Annotated in this window: 24 protein-coding genes and 1 tRNA gene; 10 read left to right on the top strand and 15 right to left on the bottom strand. The window is 36.2% G+C overall.

Annotation, left to right across the window (positions count from 1 at the left end):
• Window positions 1-355: 355 nt before the first annotated feature.
• The gene (locus L877_RS0104455; protein ID WP_026835061.1) at window positions 356-1,837 is read left to right on the top strand and encodes a L,D-transpeptidase family protein; all 1,482 of its coding nucleotides are present in this window, start codon (window positions 356-358) and stop codon (window positions 1,835-1,837) included.
• Between the two features lie 58 nt (window positions 1,838-1,895).
• Window positions 1,896-3,437, top strand: a complete 1,542-nt coding sequence (locus L877_RS12160; protein WP_051437678.1) for a lipopolysaccharide biosynthesis protein — start codon at window positions 1,896-1,898, stop codon at window positions 3,435-3,437.
• 22 nt (window positions 3,438-3,459) lie between these two features.
• Here L877_RS12160 and L877_RS0104445 read toward each other — a convergent pair whose 3' ends face one another.
• Window positions 3,460-4,638 (bottom strand): phosphoribosylaminoimidazolecarboxamide formyltransferase, encoded by a 1,179-nt coding sequence (locus tag L877_RS0104445; RefSeq protein WP_026835060.1) that lies wholly within the window; start codon window positions 4,636-4,638, stop codon window positions 3,460-3,462.
• A gap of 16 nt (window positions 4,639-4,654) precedes the next feature.
• Window positions 4,655-5,365: an IMP cyclohydrolase gene (locus L877_RS0104440; RefSeq protein WP_026835059.1), complete on the bottom strand. Its 711-nt coding sequence runs from the start codon at window positions 5,363-5,365 to the stop codon at window positions 4,655-4,657.
• Between the two features lie 261 nt (window positions 5,366-5,626).
• Between L877_RS0104440 and L877_RS0104435 the strand changes: the two genes are divergently transcribed.
• Window positions 5,627-5,905 carry a hypothetical protein gene (locus tag L877_RS0104435; protein WP_156922983.1) on the top strand — a complete coding sequence of 93 codons (279 nt, stop codon included), beginning with the start codon at window positions 5,627-5,629 and terminating at the stop codon, window positions 5,903-5,905.
• Between the two features lie 54 nt (window positions 5,906-5,959).
• Here L877_RS0104435 and L877_RS12155 read toward each other — a convergent pair whose 3' ends face one another.
• On the bottom strand, window positions 5,960-7,363 hold the full coding sequence (locus L877_RS12155) for a D-alanyl-D-alanine carboxypeptidase family protein (protein ID WP_051437677.1): 1,404 nt from the start codon (window positions 7,361-7,363) through the stop codon (window positions 5,960-5,962).
• Window positions 7,364-7,475: 112 nt separating this feature from the next.
• Here L877_RS12155 and trmB point away from each other — a divergent pair, with 112 nt between their 5' ends.
• Window positions 7,476-8,129, top strand: a complete 654-nt coding sequence (gene trmB / locus L877_RS0104425; protein ID WP_026835057.1) for a tRNA (guanosine(46)-N7)-methyltransferase TrmB — start codon at window positions 7,476-7,478, stop codon at window positions 8,127-8,129.
• Window positions 8,130-8,187: 58 nt separating this feature from the next.
• Here the strand turns inward: trmB and L877_RS0104420 are convergent, their stop codons facing one another.
• Window positions 8,188-9,375: an AI-2E family transporter gene (locus L877_RS0104420; protein WP_026835056.1), complete on the bottom strand. Its 1,188-nt coding sequence runs from the start codon at window positions 9,373-9,375 to the stop codon at window positions 8,188-8,190.
• 200 nt (window positions 9,376-9,575) lie between these two features.
• On the opposite strand from L877_RS0104420, the gene L877_RS0104415 reads away from it, so the two are divergent.
• A tRNA-Lys gene (locus L877_RS0104415) sits at window positions 9,576-9,648 on the top strand.
• 273 nt (window positions 9,649-9,921) lie between these two features.
• Here the strand turns inward: L877_RS0104415 and L877_RS0104410 are convergent.
• The 11 genes from L877_RS0104410 to rpmH all read right to left on the bottom strand — a co-directional run bounded on the left by L877_RS0104410 (window position 9,922) and on the right by rpmH (window position 19,169).
• A complete protein-coding gene (locus L877_RS0104410; RefSeq protein ID WP_026835055.1) occupies window positions 9,922-10,422 on the bottom strand; it encodes a DUF4446 family protein in 501 nt (166 codons plus the stop codon).
• Window positions 10,423-10,453: 31 nt separating this feature from the next.
• A complete protein-coding gene (locus tag L877_RS0104405; RefSeq protein ID WP_026835054.1) occupies window positions 10,454-11,338 on the bottom strand; it encodes a ParB/RepB/Spo0J family partition protein in 885 nt (294 codons plus the stop codon).
• Window positions 11,338-12,108: a ParA family protein gene (locus L877_RS0104400; RefSeq protein WP_034785081.1), complete on the bottom strand. Its 771-nt coding sequence runs from the start codon at window positions 12,106-12,108 to the stop codon at window positions 11,338-11,340. The genes L877_RS0104405 and L877_RS0104400 overlap by 1 nt, the downstream gene beginning before the upstream one ends.
• A 209-nt stretch (window positions 12,109-12,317) precedes the next feature.
• Window positions 12,318-13,019, bottom strand: coding sequence for a 16S rRNA (guanine(527)-N(7))-methyltransferase RsmG (gene rsmG / locus L877_RS0104395; protein WP_026835052.1), 702 nt, complete (start codon window positions 13,017-13,019; stop codon window positions 12,318-12,320).
• 96 nt (window positions 13,020-13,115) lie between these two features.
• Window positions 13,116-15,029 (bottom strand): tRNA uridine-5-carboxymethylaminomethyl(34) synthesis enzyme MnmG, encoded by a 1,914-nt coding sequence (gene mnmG / locus L877_RS0104390; RefSeq protein ID WP_026835051.1) that lies wholly within the window; start codon window positions 15,027-15,029, stop codon window positions 13,116-13,118.
• Window positions 15,030-15,049: 20 nt separating this feature from the next.
• Window positions 15,050-16,432, bottom strand: coding sequence for a tRNA uridine-5-carboxymethylaminomethyl(34) synthesis GTPase MnmE (gene mnmE / locus L877_RS0104385; RefSeq protein WP_026835050.1), 1,383 nt, complete (start codon window positions 16,430-16,432; stop codon window positions 15,050-15,052).
• 73 nt (window positions 16,433-16,505) lie between these two features.
• The gene (gene jag, locus L877_RS12150; protein WP_051437676.1) at window positions 16,506-17,336 is read right to left on the bottom strand and encodes an RNA-binding cell elongation regulator Jag/EloR; all 831 of its coding nucleotides are present in this window, start codon (window positions 17,334-17,336) and stop codon (window positions 16,506-16,508) included.
• A gap of 43 nt (window positions 17,337-17,379) precedes the next feature.
• Window positions 17,380-18,366: a YidC/Oxa1 family membrane protein insertase gene (locus L877_RS0104375; protein WP_026835049.1), complete on the bottom strand. Its 987-nt coding sequence runs from the start codon at window positions 18,364-18,366 to the stop codon at window positions 17,380-17,382.
• 46 nt (window positions 18,367-18,412) lie between these two features.
• Entirely contained in the window at window positions 18,413-18,622 is a 210-nt protein-coding gene (yidD, locus tag L877_RS13835; protein ID WP_084554767.1) for a membrane protein insertion efficiency factor YidD, read from the bottom strand.
• Window positions 18,619-18,957, bottom strand: a complete 339-nt coding sequence (rnpA, locus tag L877_RS0104370; RefSeq protein WP_026835048.1) for a ribonuclease P protein component — start codon at window positions 18,955-18,957, stop codon at window positions 18,619-18,621. Before rnpA ends, yidD begins: the two co-directional genes overlap by 4 nt.
• 77 nt (window positions 18,958-19,034) lie before the next feature.
• Window positions 19,035-19,169 (bottom strand): 50S ribosomal protein L34, encoded by a 135-nt coding sequence (gene rpmH, locus L877_RS0104365; protein WP_026835047.1) that lies wholly within the window; start codon window positions 19,167-19,169, stop codon window positions 19,035-19,037.
• A gap of 224 nt (window positions 19,170-19,393) precedes the next feature.
• On the opposite strand from rpmH, the gene dnaA reads away from it, so the two are divergent.
• The 5 genes from dnaA (at window position 19,394) to gyrB (ending at window position 25,401) form a co-directional block, all read left to right on the top strand.
• The gene (gene dnaA, locus L877_RS0104360) at window positions 19,394-20,776 is read left to right on the top strand and encodes a chromosomal replication initiator protein DnaA (protein WP_026835046.1); all 1,383 of its coding nucleotides are present in this window, start codon (window positions 19,394-19,396) and stop codon (window positions 20,774-20,776) included.
• 254 nt (window positions 20,777-21,030) lie between these two features.
• Complete coding sequence (gene dnaN, locus L877_RS0104355) at window positions 21,031-22,128, top strand: DNA polymerase III subunit beta (protein WP_026835045.1); 1,098 nt, start codon at window positions 21,031-21,033, stop codon at window positions 22,126-22,128.
• Between the two features lie 13 nt (window positions 22,129-22,141).
• Window positions 22,142-22,357, top strand: a complete 216-nt coding sequence (locus L877_RS0104350; protein WP_026835044.1) for an RNA-binding S4 domain-containing protein — start codon at window positions 22,142-22,144, stop codon at window positions 22,355-22,357.
• On the top strand, window positions 22,354-23,433 hold the full coding sequence (gene recF / locus L877_RS0104345; RefSeq protein ID WP_026835043.1) for a DNA replication/repair protein RecF: 1,080 nt from the start codon (window positions 22,354-22,356) through the stop codon (window positions 23,431-23,433). Before L877_RS0104350 ends, recF begins: the two co-directional genes overlap by 4 nt.
• A gap of 33 nt (window positions 23,434-23,466) precedes the next feature.
• A complete protein-coding gene (gyrB, locus tag L877_RS0104340; RefSeq protein WP_026835042.1) occupies window positions 23,467-25,401 on the top strand; it encodes a DNA topoisomerase (ATP-hydrolyzing) subunit B in 1,935 nt (644 codons plus the stop codon).

Here is a 25,401-nt window from a genome sequence, read left to right as displayed (position 1 = left end):
TCCGTTTTTTCAAAAATTCATAATTGGATTTTTGGTGAATAGTATTGCGCAAGAAACACATTATAAGATAAGCCTAGCGGGAGCTAGACATGTAAGATATCAATTGGATGCTGGGTCTTACACCTGCGGTGTAAGACATTAGATGCAGTTTCTTTCGAATACCACTCAATCTCAAGGATAGCACAAAATATGCTTTTTGTCTAGTGTTCACTAAAAATGTTGAGAAATTGTTGAGAAATTATTACATGAAATTTAAAAATTGTAATAAAATATTTATTTGACTACCTTATTTTGATTTGATAAAATTGATAAGGGTAAATTAAAGATTAAAGGAAAACATAGTATAGGTGAGGTCATGAAAAAGAAAGTATTAATCGGATCAGCGATATCCGTTGCCGTAATATTATTGGTGCTCGGTGCAATTATCGTTTATAGAAATATTCATTACAATGACATATGGTATGATTCAACAATAGTCAATGGAATAGATATCAGCGGACTCACAGTTGATGAGGCCAAGAACAAGATTCTTAATGACAAGAGAGATTACTCTCTCAATATATCCGCGAGAAACAACGGTGCTCTCATGATTGTGGGAAGTGATATAGGTTACCAATTGAATATAGGTGAGGAGTTTGACAAGTTGTTTGAGGCACAACACAGTGGGATTTATATTTTCCCAACGAAGAGTTCATACGATCTCAAGTACAATGCCTCCTATGATAAGGAAAAGCTGAAGGATATTCTCTTTAATTGCGAGTTGATTAAGGGCAGCGACACATATCCTATAGAAAAACCAGTTCCGGCTAAGCCGGAGTTCTCTGAGGAAAAGCAGTACTTTGTCTGCAAGCAGGAATTTCTCGGCAACAAACTGAAGAAAAAAGCATTTCTTGCTGCTGTAGAATCATCTCTTATGGAGGCAAGATCTGAGATAAACCTTGACGACGCGGAACATTTTCCTGATGTATATAAGAAACCATCGAGATTCTCAACTGATCCAAAGATCACAAAGCAGGTCAATGCCTGCAACAACACAGCTCTGAAGTTTGTCGTTTGGGATTTGGGAAATGGTCTGAAGGAAAAGCTCACACCTAAAACCATCGCAACATGGATTAATTACAAGGACGGCCTTGCTTCCATCGACGAGGCAAAGCTCACCAAGTGGGTTGAGAACTTCTGTCTCAAGTACAAAACCGTGGACAAAAACAGAACATTTGTCTCACATACCGGGAAAAAAGTCAAAGTTCCCGCTGGAGATTATGGCTGGCAACTAAACTACGACAAGACCTTGGAGCAGGCAAAATCTTCCGTCTTGAAGGAGCTTGACTCTGAGATTATAGAGACATATATCGCAGATCCAAGTCAGGAAAACAAGAGAAGCTTGACTTTCAAGAAGAAAGCTGTATATCTTGCCACCGCTGCAAAGCAGAGTTTTGGGCAAAACCCTGAGGATTGGGATCCAGATAATTATACGGAAGTTAGCCTTGCAGACCAGATGGTTTACGTTCACCGCGGAGGTAAGGTAGCATTCAAATGCAAGTGCATCACCGGGCTTCCGGTAGCTGGAAGACAGACAACTAAAGGTGTTTTCTTCATCAAAGAGCACCGAGACGCCTATACCCTCAAGGGAGCTGACTATGAGACACCGGTTGTCAACTGGGTGCGAATCACATGGTCGGGAACAGGCTTCCATCCGGCTACATGGCAACCATGGAGTAGGTGGAGCAAAACTCTTTACAAGACTCGAGGCTCCCACGGATGTGTTAACCTACATCCAGACGATGCCAAGAAAATATATGAATTGACAAAGTACAAGGAAGCAGTATTTATACACTAAACTGATTGAATCGGGCTTCAGCCTGGTCACCAATATTGACGGAAAGGATTTGTAGATTATGAACCAACGAAAAGCAGGAGCAATGCTGTCATACGTATACCTTGCCCTTACTTTTGCAGTGGGCATTTTCTACACTCCCCTTATCCTTCACTGGTTGGGAGACAGCGAATATGGAGTTTACTCTGTAGCGAGCTCCATTATTTCATTTTTGGCTATTCTTGACCTTGGATTCAATCAGACAATGATTAGATATGTGGCAAAAGCAAAGGCCGAAAAAAAGGAAGATGAAATTGACAAGCTCAATGGCATGTTCCTTATTTTCTACTCAATTATTGCGGTTATTGCCCTTATCGCAGGACTTATCATAACACTATTTATCGAAGATATTTTTCAAAAGGGATTCACTCCACATGAGTCGGAAACACTTACTATAATTTTTAGAATTCTCTTGGTTAATTTGGTGGTTTCATTTCCATTGGCCACCTTCTCAGCTGTCATCAATGCCAATGAAGGATTCTTCTTCTTGAAGCTTACCAATATAATATCTTTCATTCTGACTTATGGCGGAATATTGCTTTCGCTATACCTTGGAAATAAGTCTATTTCAATGGCATTAATAACTGCAGTTGTCGGAGTTTCCCTAAAAATCATCACAGCTATTTATGGAACAAAAAAATACAAGATTAGATTCAGATTTTCCGGTTTTGACAAAGCTCTTCTCCGAGAAATATTTATCTTTTCCTTCTTTATTTTCTTAAATATTGTAATTGATCAATTGTATGCAAGCACAGATAAGTTCATCCTCGGTGCACTCTGTAGCTCAGCAATTGTTACAACTTATACTGTAGGAGTACAGTTTTCATCGTATTTTGAGCAGTTCTCTACTTCCATAAGTGGAGTATTCCTACCCAAAATAACCCAGCTTGTGACAAAAGACGGAGACATGAAAAATGTTTCCGAACTATTTATCAGAATCGGTCGAATACAGTTTATCATCCTCAGCTTTCTCATGAGCGCATTTATCATATTCGGACAGAACTTCATATCGCTTTGGGTCGGCGACAAACAGCTTGATGCCTACAGAATAGCTCTAGTCGTTATCATCCCGGCTATTATACCCCTATCTCAAAATCTGGGTATTTCTGTCCTTCGCGCCATGAACAAGCACCACTTTAGGTCGATAATATACTTCTTCTTGGCGATAATGAACGTAGCACTGAGTATACCGATGGCCATAAAATTTGGCGGATTTGGAGCTGCTGCTGCCACGGGAATCTCAACTTGCTGTGGCCAGATTATCGCAATGAACTGGTTCTATTACAAAAAAATCGGAATCAACATCCCGGGATACTGGAAAGAAGTTACAAAGATAGCTGCCATAACCGTCTTAATCGGGCTTATTGGATATGGAATTCACATAATTCCAATCTGGCAAAACCCCTCATTAACAGCCCCTCTTCACGGTTGGATAAGCTTTATAATTCAGTGTATTATCTATGCTATTGCATATTTTATAATTGGATGGGTTGCTATATTTAACGAATACGAAAAAGAACTTGTAGACGGAATACTAAGAAAAATATTCCGCCACAAGTCCTGATTAAAAAATTATTATTTCTAAATTAATGATGGAATAATCTCAAGCCGGTAAAGCTCATAGCAATTCCATGCTTATTACAAGCATCTATAACATCCTGATCTCGGATAGATCCACCCGGCTGTGCGATATACTTAACTCCACTTCTATATGCTCTCTCAACATTATCACTAAATGGGAAGAATGCATCTGATCCACAAGTTACATCCTTGGCATATTCCTTGAGCCATGCTTGCTTCTCTTCTTTGGTAAATACAGGTGGCTTCTCTGTAAATACGCGCTCCCACTCTCCGTCTGCCAAAACATCCATATAATCTTCACCGATATAAAGGTCGATTGCATTATCTCTCTCTGCTCTCTTCATTCCCTCTTTGAACGGAAGGTTAAGAACCTGTGGAGACTGTCTCAAGAACCAATTGTCCGCCTTGCTTCCTGCAAGTCTTGTACAGTGAATTCTTGACTGCTGTCCGGCACCAATTCCGATAGCCTGTCCACCTTTGACAAAGCAAACAGAATTTGACTGAGTATACTTAAGAGTAATCATAGAGATTGCCATATCAATCTTAGCCTGTTCAGGAATTTCCTTATTATCTGTGACAACATTGGCAAAGAATTCATCGTCAATATTTAACTCATTTCTTCCCTGCTCAAAAGTAATTCCATAAACTTCTTTTCTCTCCAACTGCTTAGGAACATAATTAGGATCGATCTCGATAATAGCATATGCTCCCTTTTTCTTCTCCTTGAGAATCTCCAGTGCCTCAGGCTCATATCCCGGAGCGATGATTCCATCTGAAAACTCTCTCTTAATAAGCTTTGCAGCTGATACGTCACAAACATCAGAAAGAGCGATAAAATCACCATATGATGACATTCTATCAGCACCTCTTGCTCTTGCATATGCTGCTGCAAGTGGTGATAATTCTCCCAAGTCATCAACCCAGTAGATCTTTGCCTCAACTTCACTTAGAGGAAGTCCCACTGCCGCTCCTGCCGGAGAAACATGCTTAAATGATGTTGCAGCTGGAAGCTTTGTTGCTTTCTTTAACTCACTTACAAGCTGCCATCCGTTAAATGCGTCCAAAAAATTAATGTATCCCGGTTTTCCATTCAAAACAGTGATAGGAAGTTCTCCCTCTTCCATATAAATTCTTGAAGGTTTCTGGTTTGGATTACATCCGTATTTTAATTCTAATTCTTTCATGATTCACCTCGTAATTTTACTTGTTTTTATTAACAATTCTTGTAGAATATTTTCCTGTCTCAATATCAATATATCTCACGAAAAGTGATACTTTATTATCTTCATTGAGATTCTTCCAAATCATATCTGTATACTCATCAATATCATCCATAATATCAACTAGCTTTGGCTCACCCTCGAAACTTGGAAGTGGTTCTTCATTTCTAGCATAAGTGTGGATAAAGTGTCCTTCTCCAGCTATTGGATTAGAGTAATCAAAGGTATATCTGTTGCATGCATCAGGATTACCATTGTTGCTCTTAAGAATAGACATCTTATAATCAAAATCTCCATCAATATGCATAATTCCAGAGATTCTAGGTGTATAGTTTGGTCCATCCGGCTCAAACTCTCTGGTCTTAAGTGCACCTGCAAAACACTTGCCATCCTTGATTCCATCATAGATGGTATCTGTCTGATCACCATTAGTCACAATAGTGTCCTTTCCCAGCACGCGAACAGGAGCATAGATAATTAGACTTGGATCTTCAAGCTTAGACGGATCAAAAGCCTCTGTCCTGATTCCCTCGCCCTCTTCAACAAATACTCTGTTTCTACTGTTTTCGCTGCGACCCATGATAAAGTAAGCTGTTACCGCATACTTTCCATTAGGTGACTTCCCAATAACAATACCTCTTCCTGGATATGGATTATTTGCTAATTCCTTTTCCAATGACAACATCTGCATGACGAACCTCCTTATATTTGGAAAACTTTAGATTTACCTTATCATTCTATCACACATCGGAATATTTTACAATATGGGTTTCACACACAGATTCGCCGATATTCCATCGAATACCGGCGAATTCTGAAAATATATTTTTTACTGCTGGGTATACTATTGATTTTTATCAATAAGTGTATTATACTTAAAACACTAGCTATTTCCTAAGGGATAATGGTGAGAAGCATGAAAACAAGGAATTTTATAGGAAAGGACGATTTTATGTCGAATATTTTTGAAGATATGGCAGACGCTTTAACAGAAGCTGCTGAAACTGTAACAAACAAAGCTCGCGAGGTCAAGGATACTAGCGCTCTTAAAGCTAAGTTACGCTCTCACGAAAAGCACATCAATGATACATATAGTAAGATTGGAAGGTCATACTTTAATCTTCACAAGGATGAGGAAGACAATGAATATCTCACAGATATTAATTCTATAAAAGCAGATATGAAAGAAATCGAGTATCTCAAAGAGTGCATTGATAATCTCAACAGATAGTATATAAAAGGCAAGTGATCATCATCACTTGCCTTTTTTGAAAACATTAATATATTATCTGATATAGAAATCTCTATCTCTGCGACTATTTCCGCGCCTTCTATTCCTATATCGCCTTCTATTCTCTGTTCGAATCTTGTAAGATCTAAGCATAATGAGTGCAAATATAATCAATCCCATAACTATCACAATTGCTATAGTAATTACGATTGCTTTTCTCCAAGGAAATGGCTCCTTCTCCGCCTCTTGCTTGGCTTCATCAAACCACTCGCTCATATTAATGCTGTCATTGAGAGTTGTAGCTTTCTCGCTTTCAAAGTAAATATTCGATGAACCTACATCTGATCCATCATACTGGTAAGTTACTTTTCCGATTATTTTTTTTCCGACATTATCTGTCGGCTGATCAAAAAACTCAATATTTCTCGTGGTCTCACTGAGTTTTGCTCCCTTGGGAAGAACCACCTGAGCTCCCTTTTCCAAGTGAACCAGCTTTTCCTCAGAATTATACATCGGAGCAAATTTTGTAAAAAGATACTTAGAGTTAATCTCATTTACCTTGTCATTCTCAATAGAGATACCCTCATAATTCTGAAAACAATAATTGAGAAGTTTTGTGGAATCAGTATACGCATTCTCAGGTTGCCATGCAGCTCCCGGATTTCTCATTACGACACACACAAGTTCCAGATCATCCTTCTTTGCAAATGTTACAAGAGTGTTCTTACATTTATATGTATATCCTGTCTTTCCCCCCGTACAATACTTGTACTCTAGCTGTGGATAATTTGCCGGACAAAGCATCTTATGATGATTGATGAGGGTATATCCAGCTTTTCTCTTATTGGTCTTAGACATCCTATATATCTTCGTTCCCGTGATAGTTCTGAATGTCGGATTCTTCATAGCTTCTCTTCCAATGAGAGCCATGTCATATGCACATGTATAGTGATCTTTTCTCCACAAACCGTTGGTATTGGCAAAGTGAGAATTAGCACATCCAAGACTTTGCGCCTTAGCATTCATCTTCTCAACAAATTTGTCAATATCTCCACATATATAATGAGCAACACCATTACATGCCTCGTTTGCCGATGCCAACATAACCGCATAGAGACTTTCCTCCATACTTATCTTCTCTCCGGCAACAATCTCTATATTAGAAGCACCGCTCTCCCAATTGGCAAATGCGTCCTTAGTATATTTGACCTTCTCATCAAGAGAGCTGTTTTCCAGTGCGACCAATGTAGTCAAAATCTTAGTTATACTGGCAGGATACTCCTTTTTCTTCATATCCTTGTCATACAGAATCGTACCAGAATTAATATCCATCACACAGGCAGTCTCGGATATCAGACTTGGCTTTGCTGCCGCATCGGATTTCACACCTCCCGCAAGAATTCCGTTAATTATAATTAGTAAGAAGAACAGTAAAAATGTTCTGCCTTTCCTTATCACTTCTTTAACCTCCTTGAGCTCTGAATTTGATTTTTTAAATATCTTATGTTATAATACATGATATTTACTCACGTATATATACAATATCATAAAATACTAGGATGGTGCAAGTATGAGATTAAGAAAAGTTAAAGGTGCCGAAGAATACATCGAAAATAGCAAATTCGTTGTTCAGGTTCCACAAGATAACAAGGGAAGATGGAGTGAGTTCTTTGGAAATAGCAATCCAATCCATATTGAAATAGGAATGGGAAAAGGACAATTTATCCACAAACTCGCTCTTCAGAACCCGAATATTAACTATATTGGTATAGAGATGTACTCGAGTGTCCTCTACCGCGCAATCGAAAAACGAGAAAAGTATCTCGCCGACGGTACTGATTTGAAGAATCTATTCTTCATTAGAATGGATGCCAAGGATATCTGCGATGTTTTCGATGAAAACGAGATTTCTCGAATTTACCTCAATTTTTCAGATCCATGGCCAAAGGACAGACACGCCAAACGTCGTCTCACAAGCTCGCGTTTTCTCCCATTGTACGATATTATATTATCGCCTGATGGAGAAATTTGCTTTAAGACAGATAACAGAGATCTCTTTGATTTCTCCGTAGAAACCATCAACGAATCTCCGGTCTGGAATCTTAAAGATGTTACATATGACCTTCACAACAGTGAATTTGCGAAAGGTAATGTTATGACCGAGTACGAAGAGAGATTCTCATCACTCGGTCAGCCAATCAACAGATTAGTTGCTTACAGATAGCTTTATGAGGATTAGCTTTCGCTAGTCCTCATTTTTTTGGAAACGCATACTGCTGGTCTTACAAGCTCTGCTTGTAAGACATTTTTTCCTTCTTGGCATTATAGAATACCTTTATTAGATGAACTATAACTGCCACTGTAGGCACTCCCAAAAACATTCCTATCACTCCAAAGTATGCCCCACCTACTGTAATTCCAAATATTACCATCAAAGGCTTAATACCGGTCAAATCTCCAAGAATCTTAGGTCCAAGATACAGGCCATCAAACTGCTGGAGAAGGAAAATCATTATGGCAAAGATAAGGGCATTCTTTGGTTCAATAACCAGATATATAACTACACCGGGTATTGCCCCGATAAATGGTCCGAAATAAGGAATCATGTTAGTTATTCCAACGATAACACTAAATAATATAGAATATGGGAGCCCAATAATATTCATAATTATCAAGCACAAAATACCTATAATTAATGAATCAATCATCTTTCCAACAAGGAAACCATTAAATATATGATTACATTCTCTTATAGTATTCCATACCATCGGAGCATTTTTCTTCTTATAAAAAACATATATTATTTCTTTTAACTTGGCTGCAATCTTAGCCTTGTCAATTACAAAGTAACAAGATATGACAATTGAGAAAATTATATTAACTGCTCCACTTACTATAGATTTTGAAAAGTTGAAAATATATGGAAATACAAAGGTGGCAAAATCCTTACCATATCCCACTGAAATTTTCGAAACATTTTCATGTAAATATTTTACGATTGATTCCATTGGAAGAATTGGATACTTGCGCTGTACCTCGGCTGGGTTCTCAATCAAGAATTTATATGAATCTCTCAGAGATACTGTCAAATCCTTGAAACTTTTGATTACTTGTGGAACAATATATACCAATGTTACTCCTAGGAATACCAACACTATTACATAAGATATAGCTATGCTTATTGTTCTGATATGACTCTTTTTGTCTTCAGATCCTGTTATCTTCTTAAGCAACCAATGAATTTTGTCCACCAAAGGGCTCACAAGGAAAGCTAGAATAATGCCAGCTATGAAAGGAGTTATGATTTTAAAGAACCTTCCTATCTGGTAAATTGTTGCTCCCCAGTTGATAATCATACCCGTTACGATTACTATAACAGCAATAATTACTACTATTGATAGAAGGTTACCCTTCATGGCTCTAAGGTATCCTCCGATTTTGTTGTTGATTTTTTTGTTTTGTTTACTCATATTTCCTCCACTATTTGCTTTTTTTCTATATTATATACTACATATTTTAGTTCTATTTGTCAAAAAAACGCTTATATTTCACGATTTTATATGTATTTTGCATAAAAATACATATTTTCTGAATTTTTTTCAAATTTCCTCTTGCATTTTCCAAAGTTTTGTTATATAATAAATCTTGCATTACGGAATTGAAGTGCTAAGCGCCTTTAGCTCAGTTGGAAGAGCACCTGACTCTTAATCAGGGTGTCCGGGGTTCGAGCCCCCGAAGGCGTACTCCCGAGTCCTTGTTTGGCAGACCTGCAACTGCTGGGTAAGGGCTTTTTTTTTGCCAAAAATAAATAACTAACAAATATCATTTCTATATTATATTTATTAGTTATCAATTTATTGTCTTACGACCGAAGGGAGTAGGACCAGCAATATGCGATTCCTTTTATTGTCTTACGACCGAAGGGAGTAAGACCAGCAATATGCGATTCCTTTTATTGTCTTACGACCTGAAGGGAGTAAGACCAGCAATATGCGTTTCCTTTTTGGCATTTTTTATTACTTACAATTTAAAGCCTGCTCCAAGGCCTGTTTTTCCTCTTCTGAGAGTGTTACAAACACTTCCCCACCTTTTACCTCTTTGATAAAACTATAACAGCCCTCTGCATTAGAATGCATCGAATTAAATATAAATCCGTCATTTTCATTATTTAGCATAGCGAGGACAAAACTAATAGTTCCTCCAACTTCTTTGAAGGCATCATACTTGACTATAGCAAGCTTCTGATATGTTTTCAGAAGGTTCTTATCAATATTAACAAGTCGCTTATTAATATCTACAATCTCGTCATTTATCTCCTCCATATTATCAAATTTATCTTGAAAAGCCTCTTCTAGACTCTTGCCATCTTTACCTTCCATAAAGGTCTCATATCTCAACCTTAGACTGCTAATTTTGGCAAGTGCAACTATAACTAATACAAATAATAATACAACCAATCCGATTAGTATTAAACTCACCAAATCAGCATCAATTCCTACATCTGTCCAATGAAACATTGGTATTATACCTCCATAAATATATATTTTTTTAATTTTCCTTGAGCTTTAAAATATCTGTAATTCTCTCAAAATCTTCGTTTGAATAATACTCAATTTCTATCTTACCAGACTTCTCGTCCTTTCGATTAATAGAAACTTTTGTTCCCATGATTTGCTTGAGTTTTTCTTCAAATTCACGATATACAAAATCATTACTAAGCTCTTTTGGTTTTTTCTTCTTCTTTTCCGGCTTGTCAAGTGACTTAATCAGCTTTTCAACTTCACGTACACTTAACTTCTCATCAAATACCTTTAAGGCGAAGTCATACTGCTTATCCATATCCTTAATAGCAAGAAGTGCCCTTGCATGTCCACTACTAATTCTTTCATCCACAAGCATGTCCTGAACTCTCTTATCTAGTTTCAAAAGTCTCATGGAGTTGGTAATAGTTGTTCTGCTCTTAGCAACTCTCTCAGCAAGTTCATCCTGCTTTAGATTATATTCTTCTATAAGATTTTGATAAGCCATAGCTTCTTCAATTGGATTGAGATCTTCTCTCTGAATATTTTCGATAAGAGCAATCTCCATTATCTCCTGATCAGTATAATCTCTTACAATTACAGGTACTTTCTTAAGACCTATTTTCTTAGCTGCACGCCATCTTCTCTCTCCGGCAATTATCTTATAATAACCATCTTTCTTGGTTACAAGAAGTGGTTCAACAACGCCATGAACTTTGATTGACTCTGCCAGCTCGATAAGTTTATCTTCGTTGAAAGTCACACGTGGCTGATTTTTGTTTGGCTCAATTTTATTAACATCAATCATCTCTTCAGCACTGAGTAACTTCTCATTTTTAGGAGTTATTAAGGAATCTAATCCATTTCCCACATCTTTTTTTAATCCTCTACCAAGTCCTTTTCTTGCTGCCATTATAAGTCTCCTTTCGATATAATCTCTTCCGCCAAAGCCTTATATGCCTTCGCACCCGCAGATCTTCTATCATAAATATTTATAGGCAAACCATAACTTGGTGCCTCCGCTAGACGAACATTTCTAGGTATTATAGTATTATAAATATGCTGATTCAGATTTTCGCGAACATTTTCTATTACCTGAAGTGATAGATTTGTTCTTGAATCATACATAGTAAATACAACTCCATTAATATGAAGTCTGTCATTCATTCTATCCCTGACCAATAGTATTGTCCTTATAAGCTGCTCTAATCCCTCGAGAGCATAGTATTCACACTGGATTGGAACTAGGATTGAATCTGCTGTTGTCATGGAATTCAGTGTCAATGAGTTAAGAGAAGGTGGACAATCAATGATGATATAATCATAATTATCTCTCTGCTCCTCTATTCTTTCTGACAACATATAATACCTATTATCCATATCAAGAGTTTCTACTTCAAAACCAGCTAAATCAACTTTGGTTGGTAGCACATCCAGATTTTCCAATACTTCACTCTGAACACACTCTTCAAAAGTATTATTACCAATCATATACTCATATACAGTATATTTTACCTGGTCCTTTTCAACTCCAAGTCCACTTGAAGCATTTCCCTGCGGATCCATATCAACTACTAAAACCTTCTTGCCCTTTTCAGCAATTGAAGCAGCAAGATTAATTGTGGTGGTAGTTTTTCCAACTCCGCCCTTTTGGTTTGCTATCGCAATAATATTATTATCCATTATTTCCTCCGCTACTTTACTCTTCAAATTCACTTTGCAACTCCCATAAACTTTATTATACCAAATCTTGGATTTATTGTAAAGAATGTGAAAGCTTAGAAATGCTTTAAATTAAGCATTTTTAATGGTTTTTGTCGAAGAAAAATATTCCTTCCTAGATATAGTATGTCAAATTTATCAACCCACTATATAATGTTTCACGTGAAACATTATAATGGTTTTTTCTTAGGTTTACCCGGATTTCTTGGATATTTATCCGGAGTCGAATCGAATTTATCAATGACTACAACACTACGATAGTACTCATCTTCATTACAAAGTTCAAGATTTTCTCGAACTTTACAATTTAACTTATTAAGCGCATTGTCAGAATCTTCAATTTCCTTATCTGATTTTAGGCTTTTATATAACAGTAACTCGCCATTCTTTTTAATAAAAGGTGAACAATACTCAAGAAGTATAGGAAGGGATGCAACTGCTCTTGATATAGATAAATCAAACATTTCTCTATATATTTCATCTCTTCCCAACTCTTCTGCTCTTCCATGAACTAAAGAAACATTGGTTAAACCAATTTCTTTGATGACAACACTTAGAAAATCAATTCTCTTTCTCAGAGAATCAATTAATGTAAATTTAGTGTTACTTAACAATATAGCCAGTGGAATTCCAGGGAAACCTGCACCTGTCCCCACATCTATAATACTCTTTCCATCAAACTCCGCCTTATCCATTTTAGATAAGATTAACACACTATCAAGGAAATGTTTCTTGATTACTTCCTCGTATCTGGTAATAGTTGTTAGGTTAATTTTCTCATTCCAATCTATCAATAATTCATAGTATTTTTGGAACTTTTCTATTTCATCATCATTTAAATCTATATTATAATTATAGAATAATTTTCTCATGGCACTTTCCTTTGTTCAATATTTATCATTTTCCACAATATATAGTAAAAAAATGTTTCACGTGAAACATTTTTCTACAGTAAATATTTGTATAAATCATTCACTTTCGGTACTATTATCATTCTTCTGTTTTCCCTTATAGTCAAGATAAACAAGAAGAACAGATATATCTGCTGGAGAAACACCAGATATTCTGGAAGCCTGACCAATGGAATTTGGTCTAATATCAGATAATTTTTGAATAGCTTCAAGTCTAAGACTATTTACATCATTATAATCTATATCATCCGGTATTTTTTTTTCTTCCATCTTCTTAAACTGAGCAATTTGCTTATTCTGCCTGTTGATATATCCCTCATATTTAAAGAATATATTGACCTGCTCGCAAACATCATAATCTAGTTCCGGCCTATCTTTATCAATCGGAGCAATTTTGAAGTAATCAAGTTCAGGTCTCTTGATAAGTTCTGAAAGATGAATTCCACTTTTGAGTTCTGTACTCCCATACTTTCTGAGAACATCCTGTACTTCAGGTCTGTTACCTGTAGTAGCTTTCTTAATTCTCTCGATTTCCCTATCAATAGATTCCATCTTATTAAGAAACTTCTGATATCTTTCTTCATCAATCAATCCTACTTCATATCCAATTGGAGTTAATCTCTTGTCGGCATTATCCTGACGAAGAACTAATCTATACTCAGCTCTTGAAGTCATCATTCTATAAGGTTCATTGGTACCTTTTGTCACAAGATCATCTATGAGAACTCCGATATATGATGAGGATCTATCTAATATTATAGGTTCCTTGTGTTGCATTTTTCTTGCAGCATTGATACCGGCAATCAATCCTTGTGCGCCGGCTTCCTCATAACCGGAACTTCCATTTGCCTGACCCGCGCTAAATAGTCCGTCGACTTTCTTCATCTCCAAACTCGACTTACACTCTGTTGACTGAATACAATCATACTCAATAGCATAAGCATTTCTTACAATCTCGGCATTTTCCAAACCGGGAACGGATCTGTACATATCATATTGAACATCTTCCGGTAGGGAACTGGACATTCCACCTATATATACTTCGTTGGTATATAATCCTTCCGGTTCAATAAATACCTGATGTCTTTCTTTGTCAGAAAATCTCACAACCTTATCTTCGATAGACGGACAATACCTTGGTCCAACTCCCTTTATAATTCCGGAGTAGAGTGGAGATCTATCGATGTTGTCATTAATAATTTTATGAGTTTTTGCATTAGTATATGTAAGCCAACATCTTACCTGTTCTCTCTCTATGTCTTCCGGTTTGTTGGTAAAGGAAAATGGTACTACATTTTCATCTCCATACTGTGGTTCCATCTTAGAAAAGTCCACAGTATTTCCATCTATTCTAGCAGGAGTTCCCGTCTTAAATCTCATAATATTAATTCCAAGATTTCTTAGGGAATCTGTGAGAAAAGTCGCCGAGTCAAGACCATTAGGTCCAACCTCTTTATATACGTCTCCTGTAATACATCTTGAGTTAAGATAAGTTCCGGTACATATAACACAAGTTTTACAATTATATATACTGTGATTATATGTCTCTACAGCTTTAACTACTACTCTGCCATCTACTTTCTCAGTCTTAATATCTATTACTTCATTCTGAACAATAGTTATATTCGGTTCATTCTCCATCTTTCTTCTCATGAGATTGGAGTATTCCTTCTTATCAGCCTGAGCTCTAAGGGAGTGAACTGCCGGACCCTTAGACTTATTAAGCATCTTACTCTGTATATATGTAGAGTCAATATTTTTACCCATTTCTCCACCAAGAGCATCAATCTCCTTAACAAGATGACCCTTTGATGATCCACCTATATTGGGATTGCATGGCATCATTGCAATACTGTCAACACTTATCGTAAACAGAGCAACTTTAAATCCTAACCTGGCAATAGCAAGAGCAGCTTCACATCCGGCATGACCTGCTCCTATAACAACTGAATCAAAATTCTTCTCTAACAAAACATTTCTCCTATAATCATCTACTTGCCAATACAGAACTTTTTGAATATATTATCAATCAAGTCATCATCAACACTCTCACCGATTACATATCCAAGGCTTGTATAAGCATCCATTAAATCAATAGTATAAAAATCTTCTCCGAGCATATTTTCCATGCTCACCATAACATTCTCTATACTTTCCTTTGCTTTTTCTATATGTGTCAACTGTCTCTGGTTTGATAAATAAATTTCATCATTGAAAGACAGAACATTTAAATCAAACTTTTCTTTAATTATATTTTCAAATTCCTCTATTCCATTTCCACTTTTGGCGGAAATCTCTACGATATCATCATCCGTAATACTTTTAATTTTATCTAAATCTATCTTAGTTTCAAGGTCATTTTTGTTAATTAATATAATTCTTGTCATATTACTAGTATTATTAATTAACTTTACATCTTCATCATCAAGACATCTACTTCCATCTAGTATCAATATACACAAATCTGCAATTGTGAGATGTTCCTTCGCCTTTTCTATTCCAATCATTTCAACTCTATTATCAGTATCATGAATTCCAGCTGTATCTATCAAGTGAAGAAGAATATTACCTATTACTACATCTTCTCTAATTACATCTCTAGTAGTTCCGGGTATATCAGTAACAATCGCTCTTTCCGCACCTAAAATAGAATTCATAAAAGAAGATTTACCCACATTTGGTTTTCCAACTATAACAGTATTAATTCCCTCTTTTATAAGTCTTCCATTATTGAAATTATCTATTATTTTCTGCAACTCATCCCTGTATTCTTTGAGCCTTACTTCAAACTTGGCATCGAATTCATCCAGAGAAAAATGTTCCGGATCATCAAGAGCTGCCTCTATATATGATATATCATCTAGGACTATTTTTCTTAGATTAATTATTTTTTCTTTGACCTTGCCATGTAGCTGACTGACAGCACTTTTGAGGGAATAATTACTCTTTGATTCTATTACATCCATGACTGCTTCAGCCTGAGAAAGATCAATTCGACCGTTGAGAAAAGCTCTCTTCGTAAATTCTCCTGGCTCGGCTATTCTAACTTTTCCGCCGGAGCATAAAAGACTCAAAATCTGTCTCGCACACATGGAACCGCCGTGGCACTGAATTTCTACTACATCCTCTCTGGTATAGCTTGATGGTCCGCGCATTAATAGAATTATAACCTCATCTATGAGAGTGCCATCTTTGTCCCTTATAAATCCATAGCTTATCCTGTGTGTTTCCATATCGGACAATTTTTTTCCGGAACCAAAACTAACAATATCATCAACAGATGATACTGCATTTTCTCCAGAAACTCTTATAATACTTATACTTCCACCCAAAGAACTGGTGGCAATAGCCGCAATAGTGTCCTCGTTAAACATAATATTCCTCATCCACAAAATTTGAAAAAAGGCGCTGCCAATCTGCAACGCCTAAAGCTAGTCAAAATCTTAATTACTCTGCACTGTTCTCTTCATGATTACTTCTGTAACCAGCATTGTTGTAATCAGATCTATAATCACTCTTATAACTCTTTCTATAAGTGTTCTTTCTGTAACCACCTTTGTTACCGCCTCTATAGCCGCCTCTGTTTCCACCTCTGCCGCCATAATTGTTATTTCTGCGACGGAAGTTTCTTCTAGGAGCTGTAGCAGCAAATTCCTTAGTTACTCTGATTACTACCTTACGATATGGATCCTCACCCTCACTATTTGTCTCAACATCAGGATTATCCTGCAATGTAGCATGAATGATTCTTCTCTCATAAGGATTCATTGGCTCAAGTGCAACCGGCTTTCTAAACTTCTTAGCTTTGTTAGCCATATTTCTCGCCAAATTTTCGAGAGTCTGCTTTCTTCTCTCTCTATAATTCTCTGTATCAAGCTTTATCTTTAAATAATCATCTCTGTCTTTGTTGACAACAAGAGAAGTAAGATACTGAATTGAATCAAGTGTCTGTCCTCTCTTACCGATAAGAGCTCCCATGTCATCGCCTGTTAATTCGATATACATGGCATTTTCCTCGACATTAAACTCCATGTCAACATTTACATTCAAGTTCATTTTCTCAAAAAGATTATCTAAAAATGTTCTGATAAGATCTTCTACACTATCTTTCTTCTTAACCTTAATAATCGCAGGCTTACTTCCAAGACCAAGAATTCCTGAAGTGCCTTTCTCAATTACCTCATATTCAATATTATCGCTAGTTGTCTCTAGCTTTACAAGTGCATCTGTAACTGCTTCTTCTACAGTTTTTGCACTAACTTCAATCCATTCTGACATTGATTTTCCTCCACCTTCCTTACATCTAAGGAATCAATACAAATTATTTCTTGTCATTTGATATCATATTAGCATACCCTGAAATGCTTCCCTTTTTGTACTCTTTCTTCACCTTAACATCACTGTTTCCCTTGTCATCATTAGAAGGGTTACTATAACTGCTTACGGAACTAATCGAACTTGTCTTTTTCTTAGAGTACATCTCCATCTGCTTTACAGCTTCTTCTCTCTTCTTATTCTTAGCTGCTGCCTTCTCCTTATTTTTCTCAATAAGCTCATCCATATCAATACTATCAACTTGCTTATTGATGATAACTGCTTGCACACATCTAAAAATCGAACCAATAATCCAGTAGATACCAATTCCTGTTGACAATGAGAGACAGAAAAATCCTGACATAAGAGGCATAAAGTTGTTCATCATCTTCATACTCTGAGCCATAGAATCCTGCTCTGATCCTGAATTAGTATTGGTATTATTCTGCATAAGCCTAGTGTTCAAAAACTGGAATACCACTGCAAGAATTGGCACAAGAAATGCCAATGCACCAAGTACACCACCTATTGCCTTAAAGTTTTCAATAGGAGTAATTCCCACATTTAAACCAAGGAACATCTTAGCACTCTCAAATTTTGCAAGTTCAGGAACATACTTATGTACATTATTTGGGTTGATTACCTGATAAAGAGCAAACATGATTGGCAATGTAATAAGAAGTGGTAAACATCCTCCCATAGGGGATATTCCATACTTTGCATACAAAGCCTGGGTCTCAGCATTCATCTTTGCCATAGAGTCATTATCTTTTTTTCCCTGATACTTCTTCTTAATCTCATTCAATTCAGGATTGATTTTTGACATGAGTCTAGAAGACTTCTGTTGCTTAGAATTCAAAGGAAACATAATTGTATACATGATAATTGTAAATATTATAATACATACACCTATGTTGTGAATTCCAAATACTGAAAATACAGCATAGTCTATTCCATACAGTATTTTACCAAGTATGGTATACAAAATATCCAAGATAAAAACCTCCACGTTTGTCTAAAACTATCTACTACACCTATAATCATGGTACCGGATCATAACCACCTTCGTGAAAAGGATGGCATCTTAAGATTCTCTTCGCACCCAAAAAACTACCTTTCAAAGCACCATACTTTGTTATTGCCTGGTAAGCATACTCAGAACAACAAGGGGTATAAATGCAACAAGGTCTCTTTAATGGGGATATAAACTTCCGATATATACTAATCATAAACAAAAATATTCTTTTCATTTTAATATACCATGAATCTTAAACAAATGTTCAACTGCGCTCTTGATTTCCTTCAAGCCGCATTCACTACAACTACTCCTGGCAACTATAACTATATCGTAGCTATTCTCCACACGTGCGTCCAACTCTCTTACGGATTCTCTCAATAATCTGGTGATATGATGACGCACAACACTGTTACCAACCTTCTTACTAACAGAAAATCCGTAACTATTGGGACCGCTTTCCCTCTTCAAAACTATCATCACCAGTAACTTGTTTGCCTTGGACTTACCATAACGATAAACCCGGCGAAAATTGCTATTACTACCTAATCTAACAAAACTTTTCTTCATCTCAAATCTACTATCCCATAATAGCAAAAAGAAGAAAAAGCCACATCAAAATGTGACTTTGCACATATATATCTAAATTATGCAGATAATTTCTTTCTTCCTTTAGCTCTTCTTCTAGCAAGAACTTTTCTTCCGTTTGAAGTACTCATTCTCTTTCTAAAACCATGAACCTTAGATCTTGATCTTTTCTTTGGCTGATATGTCATTTTCATGTCTCTTAACACCTCCTTAAAGAAATCCGTATCAAACCTCATTATAGATAGATTTTGACAATTAGTCAAGTGTTTTTTTCAAAATTCCTACAATTATTGACAACTTTTTCAAAATTCCATTGAAAAAATTGTGATTTTGAGTTAAAATGGTAGTGTATGATTTGTACTTAGAATGTCCAAATTAGCTTTAAATTGAATTCTAAGTAAGTTAGGTAGGTTTTTTTATGATTTCAGATGTAAAATCAAAATGGAACGATATTATCGCTTATATAGATAGTCAAGATTTTGTAAGTGGTCCTGTATTCAGAACATTTATCAAACCTCTTGAGGTATACAAAGAGGAAGGTGACACTGTTATTCTATCAGTTGACAAAGAAAAACAGAATGCAGTTCTAGGTGTCATCAAGAATAATTATACTTCCTTCATTGAAGTGGCAATTGAAGAAGTTCTTGGTAAGAGATACAGTGTAGACTTCATCTATAAGCAGGATATAACTGTTCAAGTTGACAATTCATCAGATTCGTCAGACAGGTCCAGTATTATCAAAGCCCAGTATCCTTTCCTATCATCTGGAAACTCATTTGATAACTTTGTAGCCAGTGATAACAATCTCATGGCCTACTCCGCATCACTTGCAGTTGCCGAATCTCCAACTTCCCAGGTATATAATCCACTTTTCCTATACAGTAGTCCTGGACTTGGAAAAACTCACTTGATGCACTCCATTGCAAGACATATAATAATGAACAACCCTGAACTAAAGGTATTATATGTAACAGGAGAAGATTTTACTAACCAAGTTGTAGAGGCAATAAGAAATAATAAGGAAAAGGATTCCACTGCAACAGCAAATCTAAGAAGCAAATTTCGAGATGTTGATGTTTTACTCATCGACGACATACAATATATAATAGGTAAGGAAGCTACACAGGTTGAATTCTTCAACACATTTAACTATCTCTCAGATCAGAACAAACAGATAGTTATATCCAGTGATAAGCCTCCAAAGGATATGAAGGAATTGGATAACAGATACAAGTCTCGTTTTGTATCCGGACTTCCTATCGATATCCAGCCACCTAGTTATGAGACTAATATTGCCATCCTAAGAAATATTCAGGAAAAGCAGAGCGTCAAACTCGAAGAATTTGTTCTTGATTATATAGCGAAAAATATCAATGACAACATTCGAGACCTCATTGGTGCTCATAACAAGATGGTTTTTGTAGTATCCCACTTTAAAAAAGACCTTACCCTCAGTGAGGTCGAAGAAGCACTTAGCGATATCATTGTTTCTAATAAGAGCAATGAGATAACTGTTGAGTATATTGTCAAAGTGGTTGCGGATCACTACAATATTTCCGAAGAGGATATTTATTCCAACAAAAGAACAGAGTACATAGCTCGTCCAAGACATATTGTCATGTACTTATCAGGGTTATTGACAGACTTATCGACAACCAACATTGGAAAAATCCTCGGAAATAAGACACATGGAACAGTTATTAACGGTCGTGACAAGATTCGTGAGCTTATTAAGACCGATGAAAAACTAAAAAATGAGATAGATATTATAATTAAAAAGATTAATCCTAATAATAATTAACATTTTGTCAATAACATCTGTTAATTGATGTCAGTTATATGTTAACTATAAAAAGTTAAATTTGGATTTGATAAGTTTTTAACAATTATTGATAATCTATTGATATATAATTGATATAGTTTTTGACTCCAGTTTTTTCGACTATTGCTGGTTTAGTTGGGGTTTTTAACAAATTAACAGCTACTATTACTATATACTACTACTTTTATATATATTTATATATATGATTTACACTGAAAGGAGTTTTTAACAAGATGAAGTTTACATGTAACAAAAATGACATTAACAATTCTCTGGATATAGTTCTTAAAGCAGTACCAAGCAAAACTACTATGCCAGTACTTGAATGTGTTGTGATAGAGACATTGGATGATAGTATCAAACTTACAACCAATGATATGTCTCTCGGTATAGAAGCTAGATTTGAAGCTAGTATTGAGGAGAAGGGAATTATATTGGTTAATGCCAAGATGTTATTTGACATTATAAGAAAACTCCCTAATGAAAGTTTGTCATTCGAGGCAGATGAGAACAACAATATTCTTATTTTCTGTGGAAAATCCAAGTTCAACATCATGGGAATGGATCATGAGGAGTTTCCATTGCTGCCTACAATCGATAAATCCAATAAGATAACAATATCTCAGTTTACTCTCAGAGAAATGATTAAGCAGACTATTTTCTCGATTTCAAACAATGAGAGCAATAAGATATATACAGGTGAGCTTTTTGAAATCAGCGGAGACAATATCAAGATTACTTCTCTTGATCTTCACAGAGCTTCCATCAGAAATAATAGTCTCAAAGAGAGTTTTGATGATATCAAGTCTGTTATTCCGGGAAAAACTCTCAACGAGGTTGTTAAGATATTGAATGGTGGAATAGATGATGAGGTAGAGATCTACTTTACCAATAATCATGTTTTGTTTGAGATTCCTAATATCATCATCATATCCAGACTTATCGAGGGTAACTTCTATAATGTCAATCAGATGATCAATAATGACTATGAGATTAAGGTAAAAGTTTCCAAAAGAGAGCTTTTGGAGAGTATTGACAGAGCCACACTTCTTCTCAGAGAGAGTGAGAATAAGCCAGTAATCATGAACATCGTTGGCAATGAGATCAAGATGGAGATGAATACTAAGATAGGTTCTATGGATGAGAATATTGTAATTGAAAAAGAGGGTAAGGATCTGAGAATCGGATTTGATCCTAAGTTTTTCATAGATGCATTGAAAGTAATAGATGATGAGTATGTAGATCTTTACTTCTGCAATGCCAAATCACCTTGTTTCATCAAGGATGAAAATAGTTATATATACATGATTCTTCCAGTAAAAATTGATTAGTTAGGAGAATAGAATGGACAATATATATATCAAAGATGAGTATATTAAGCTTGGCCAGGCTCTTAAACTAGCCGGGTTGGTAGGCTCAGGGGTAGATGCCAAGTTTATTATCGAAGACGGTCTTGTAATGGTCAATGGCGAAGTTGAGTATAGGCGAGGGAAGAAGCTCAGAGAGGGCGACGTTTTCGAGTTAGAAGGAAATCAAGTAAAGGTTAATAAAAGAATATGATCATAGAATCAATTGAGTTGGATTCTTTTAGAAATTATGAGAGAGAGCTTTTTGAATTTGACAGTGAGACAAATGTGATATATGGGGATAATGGTCAGGGAAAGACCAACATTCTCGAGGCTATTTATCTGTGTTCTACTACTAGGTCACATAAGGGTAGTAAGGATAGGCAGATGATTAACTTTGGCAAGGATGAAGCACATTTGAGAATGATAATCAAGAAAAATGATATCAGACATAGAATTGATATACATCTCAAGAAGAATAAGACTAAGGGAGTAGCCCTTGACGGAATTCCCGCCCGAAAAATTGGAGATATTTTGGGAATATCCAATGTTGTTTTCTTCTCACCTGAGGATTTATCGATTATTCAAGATGGTCCGGAGGCAAGGCGAAGGTTCATAGATATGGAGATTTGTCAGCTGGATAAATTATATCTTTATAATTTGACAAATTACAAGAATGTGCTTAAGAAGAGAAATAATCTGCTCAAACAAATCGGTGATATACCGGAGCTTCTCGACACTTTGGATGTATGGAATGCTCAGTTTTTGGAGTATGGAAGCTATATTATAAAGGCCAGGCAAGAGTTCATAGAAAAGGTAAATGGTCATATCAAAGAAATATATGAGAAGTTGACTGGTGGCAGAGAAACTATCGATGTCAAGTATGAACCAAATGTGACTACAGAATCATTTGAGATGAATCTTCTGATGAGCGAAAAAAAAGATTTGTTTACCAAAACAAGCAATGTTGGACCTCACAGAGATGATATATCATTTATTTCAAATAAAAATGATCTGAGAGTTTATGGTTCAAGAGGACAACAACGAACCGGAGCATTGTCCCTCAAACTTACTGAAATTAGTATACTTGAGGAGAAGACAGGAGAGAAGCCAATTCTTTTGTTGGACGATGTGTTATCGGAGCTTGATAGAAACAGACAGAATTATCTTCTTGAGAGTATAAAAGGTGTGCAGACGATAATAACCTGTACCGGACTTGTTGAGTTTATAGAACAGGAGTTGAATATCAAGAAGAAGTTTAATATAAAAGATGGTAATATAATAGATTAGAGATTATAAAACAAATTATAGGAGAGGATCAGAATGCCAAAGAAAGAAGAAAAAGTAGAATATGGTGCCGACCAGATTCAGATTCTAGAGGGATTGGAAGCTGTTCGTAAGAGACCCGGAATGTACATAGGAAGTACATCCGAAAGAGGTTTACATCACTTAGTATACGAGATTGTGGACAATTCTATTGATGAGGCTCTAGCTGGATATTGTAATAAAATCGATGTTTATATTAATGAGGATAACTCTATTACCGTCAGAGATAACGGAAGAGGTATCCCTGTTGGCATTAATAAAAAAGCTGGAAAACCAGCAGTAGAGGTAGTATTTACCGTACTTCATGCGGGAGGAAAATTTGGCGGCGGCGGATACAAGGTATCAGGAGGACTACACGGTGTAGGTGCTTCTGTTGTAAATGCACTCTCCAATTGGCTTGAAGTAGAAATCTACAAAGATGGAAAAATATATCATCAAAGATATGAGAGAGGCAAGACTTGTGGAGAGCTAGCTGTTATCGGAGAGACTGATAAACAGGGAACAAGAGTTACTTTCTTACCTGATGAGACTATTTTTACGGAAACTACTATCTTTGATTATGAAACTCTAAGAAAAAGACTTAGAGAGATGGCATTCCTCACTAAGGGAGTTAAGATTGTCCTACATGATAAGAGAGTCAAGGAAGACGGTGAGGACAAAGTTGAAGCATTCTTATACGAGGGAGGTATCAAAGAATACGTTGAATATCTCAATCGAGGTAAGAATGAATTATACGAGGATATTATTTATTGTGAAGGACAAAAAGGCAATGTTTACGTAGAAGTTGCTTTCCAGCACAATGATTCATTTACTGATAATTGTTATAGTTTCGTCAATAATATAACTACTCCTGAAGGTGGAACTCATCTAACAGGTTTCAAGAATGCAATGACGAAGACATTTAACGATTATGCAAGGATTAATAAAATACTAAAGGACAATGATCCTAATCTCAGTGGAGATGATATAAGAGAGGGTCTTACTGCAATTATAAGTATTAAGATTCCTGAGCCACAGTTTGAGGGACAGACAAAGCAAAAACTTGGTAATAGCGAGGCTAAGAGGGCTGTTGAAAGCATAGTAACTGAGCAGCTGACTATTTTCCTTGAACTCAATCCGAGTGTTGCAAAGCTGATTTGTGAGAAGTCAATTCTTGCTCAGAGGGCCAGAGAGGCAGCTCGTAAGGCAAGGGATCTCACTAGAAGAAAGACAGCTCTTGATGGAACTAGTCTTCCTGGAAAACTTGCAGATTGCAGTGACAAGAATCCTGAGAATTGTGAGATTTATATCGTTGAGGGAGATTCAGCCGGTGGTAGTGCCAAGACTGCCAGAGATAGAGCAACACAGGCTATCTTGCCACTTAGAGGTAAGATTTTAAATGTTGAGAAAGCAAGACTTGATAAGATTCTTGTAAATAATGAGATAAGGGCTATGATTACGGCTTTTGGCACGGGAATTTCGGAAGATTTTGATATAAGTAAGTTAAGATATCATAAGATTATTATCATGACAGATGCCGATGTAGATGGAGCTCATATCGCGACATTGTTGCTGACATTTTTCTACAGATTTATGCCAGATCTTATAAAAGAGGGTTATGTATATCTTGCGCAGCCTCCGCTTTATAAGATTGATAAGAATAAAAAGTCATATTATGTTTACTCGGATGAGGAGCTTAACAGCAAGTTGGAAGAGTTAGGTAGAGATGGCAATAACAGTATTCAGCGATACAAAGGACTTGGCGAGATGGATGCAGAGCAGTTGTGGGATACGACCATGGATCCTTCCAAGAGAGTTTTACTCAAGGTTCAGATGGATGAGGAACAGTCATCTGAGATAGACTTAACATTTACCACTTTGATGGGAGATCAGGTTGAGCCAAGAAGAGAATTTATAGAGAAAAATGCAAGATTTGCTAATTTGGATATTTAG

Origin of the sequence: Eubacterium xylanophilum ATCC 35991 (genome assembly GCF_000518685.1) — a bacterium.
Lineage (GTDB): Bacteria > Bacillota > Clostridia > Lachnospirales > Lachnospiraceae > Eubacterium_F > Eubacterium_F xylanophilum.
Note: the sequence above shows the minus strand (reverse complement) of the source record. Positions and strands in the feature narration are given on the sequence as shown.

Bases quoted from the DNA above. Each gene is read 5' to 3' on its own strand.
- L877_RS0104455 (WP_026835061.1), top strand. From the start codon at position 356: ATGAAAAAGAAAGTATTAATCGGATCAGCGATATCCGTTGCCGTAATA.
- L877_RS12160 (WP_051437678.1), top strand. From the start codon at position 1,896: ATGAACCAACGAAAAGCAGGAGCAATGCTGTCATACGTATACCTTGCC.
- L877_RS0104445 (WP_026835060.1), bottom strand. From the start codon at position 4,638: ATGAAAGAATTAGAATTAAAATACGGATGTAATCCAAACCAGAAACCT.
- L877_RS0104440 (WP_026835059.1), bottom strand. From the start codon at position 5,365: ATGCAGATGTTGTCATTGGAAAAGGAATTAGCAAATAATCCATATCCA.
- L877_RS0104435 (WP_156922983.1), top strand. From the start codon at position 5,627: ATGTCGAATATTTTTGAAGATATGGCAGACGCTTTAACAGAAGCTGCT.
- trmB (WP_026835057.1), top strand. From the start codon at position 7,476: ATGAGATTAAGAAAAGTTAAAGGTGCCGAAGAATACATCGAAAATAGC.
- L877_RS0104420 (WP_026835056.1), bottom strand. From the start codon at position 9,375: ATGAGTAAACAAAACAAAAAAATCAACAACAAAATCGGAGGATACCTT.
- L877_RS0104410 (WP_026835055.1), bottom strand. From the start codon at position 10,422: ATGTTTCATTGGACAGATGTAGGAATTGATGCTGATTTGGTGAGTTTA.
- L877_RS0104405 (WP_026835054.1), bottom strand. From the start codon at position 11,338: ATGGCAGCAAGAAAAGGACTTGGTAGAGGATTAAAAAAAGATGTGGGA.
- L877_RS0104400 (WP_034785081.1), bottom strand. From the start codon at position 12,108: ATGGATAATAATATTATTGCGATAGCAAACCAAAAGGGCGGAGTTGGA.
- rsmG (WP_026835052.1), bottom strand. From the start codon at position 13,019: ATGAGAAAATTATTCTATAATTATAATATAGATTTAAATGATGATGAA.
- mnmE (WP_026835050.1), bottom strand. From the start codon at position 16,432: ATGTTTAACGAGGACACTATTGCGGCTATTGCCACCAGTTCTTTGGGT.
- jag (WP_051437676.1), bottom strand. From the start codon at position 17,336: ATGTCAGAATGGATTGAAGTTAGTGCAAAAACTGTAGAAGAAGCAGTT.
- yidD (WP_084554767.1), bottom strand. From the start codon at position 18,622: ATGAAAAGAATATTTTTGTTTATGATTAGTATATATCGGAAGTTTATA.
- rnpA (WP_026835048.1), bottom strand. From the start codon at position 18,957: ATGAAGAAAAGTTTTGTTAGATTAGGTAGTAATAGCAATTTTCGCCGG.
- rpmH (WP_026835047.1), bottom strand. From the start codon at position 19,169: ATGAAAATGACATATCAGCCAAAGAAAAGATCAAGATCTAAGGTTCAT.
- dnaA (WP_026835046.1), top strand. From the start codon at position 19,394: ATGATTTCAGATGTAAAATCAAAATGGAACGATATTATCGCTTATATA.
- dnaN (WP_026835045.1), top strand. From the start codon at position 21,031: ATGAAGTTTACATGTAACAAAAATGACATTAACAATTCTCTGGATATA.
- L877_RS0104350 (WP_026835044.1), top strand. From the start codon at position 22,142: ATGGACAATATATATATCAAAGATGAGTATATTAAGCTTGGCCAGGCT.
- recF (WP_026835043.1), top strand. From the start codon at position 22,354: ATGATCATAGAATCAATTGAGTTGGATTCTTTTAGAAATTATGAGAGA.
- gyrB (WP_026835042.1), top strand. From the start codon at position 23,467: ATGCCAAAGAAAGAAGAAAAAGTAGAATATGGTGCCGACCAGATTCAG.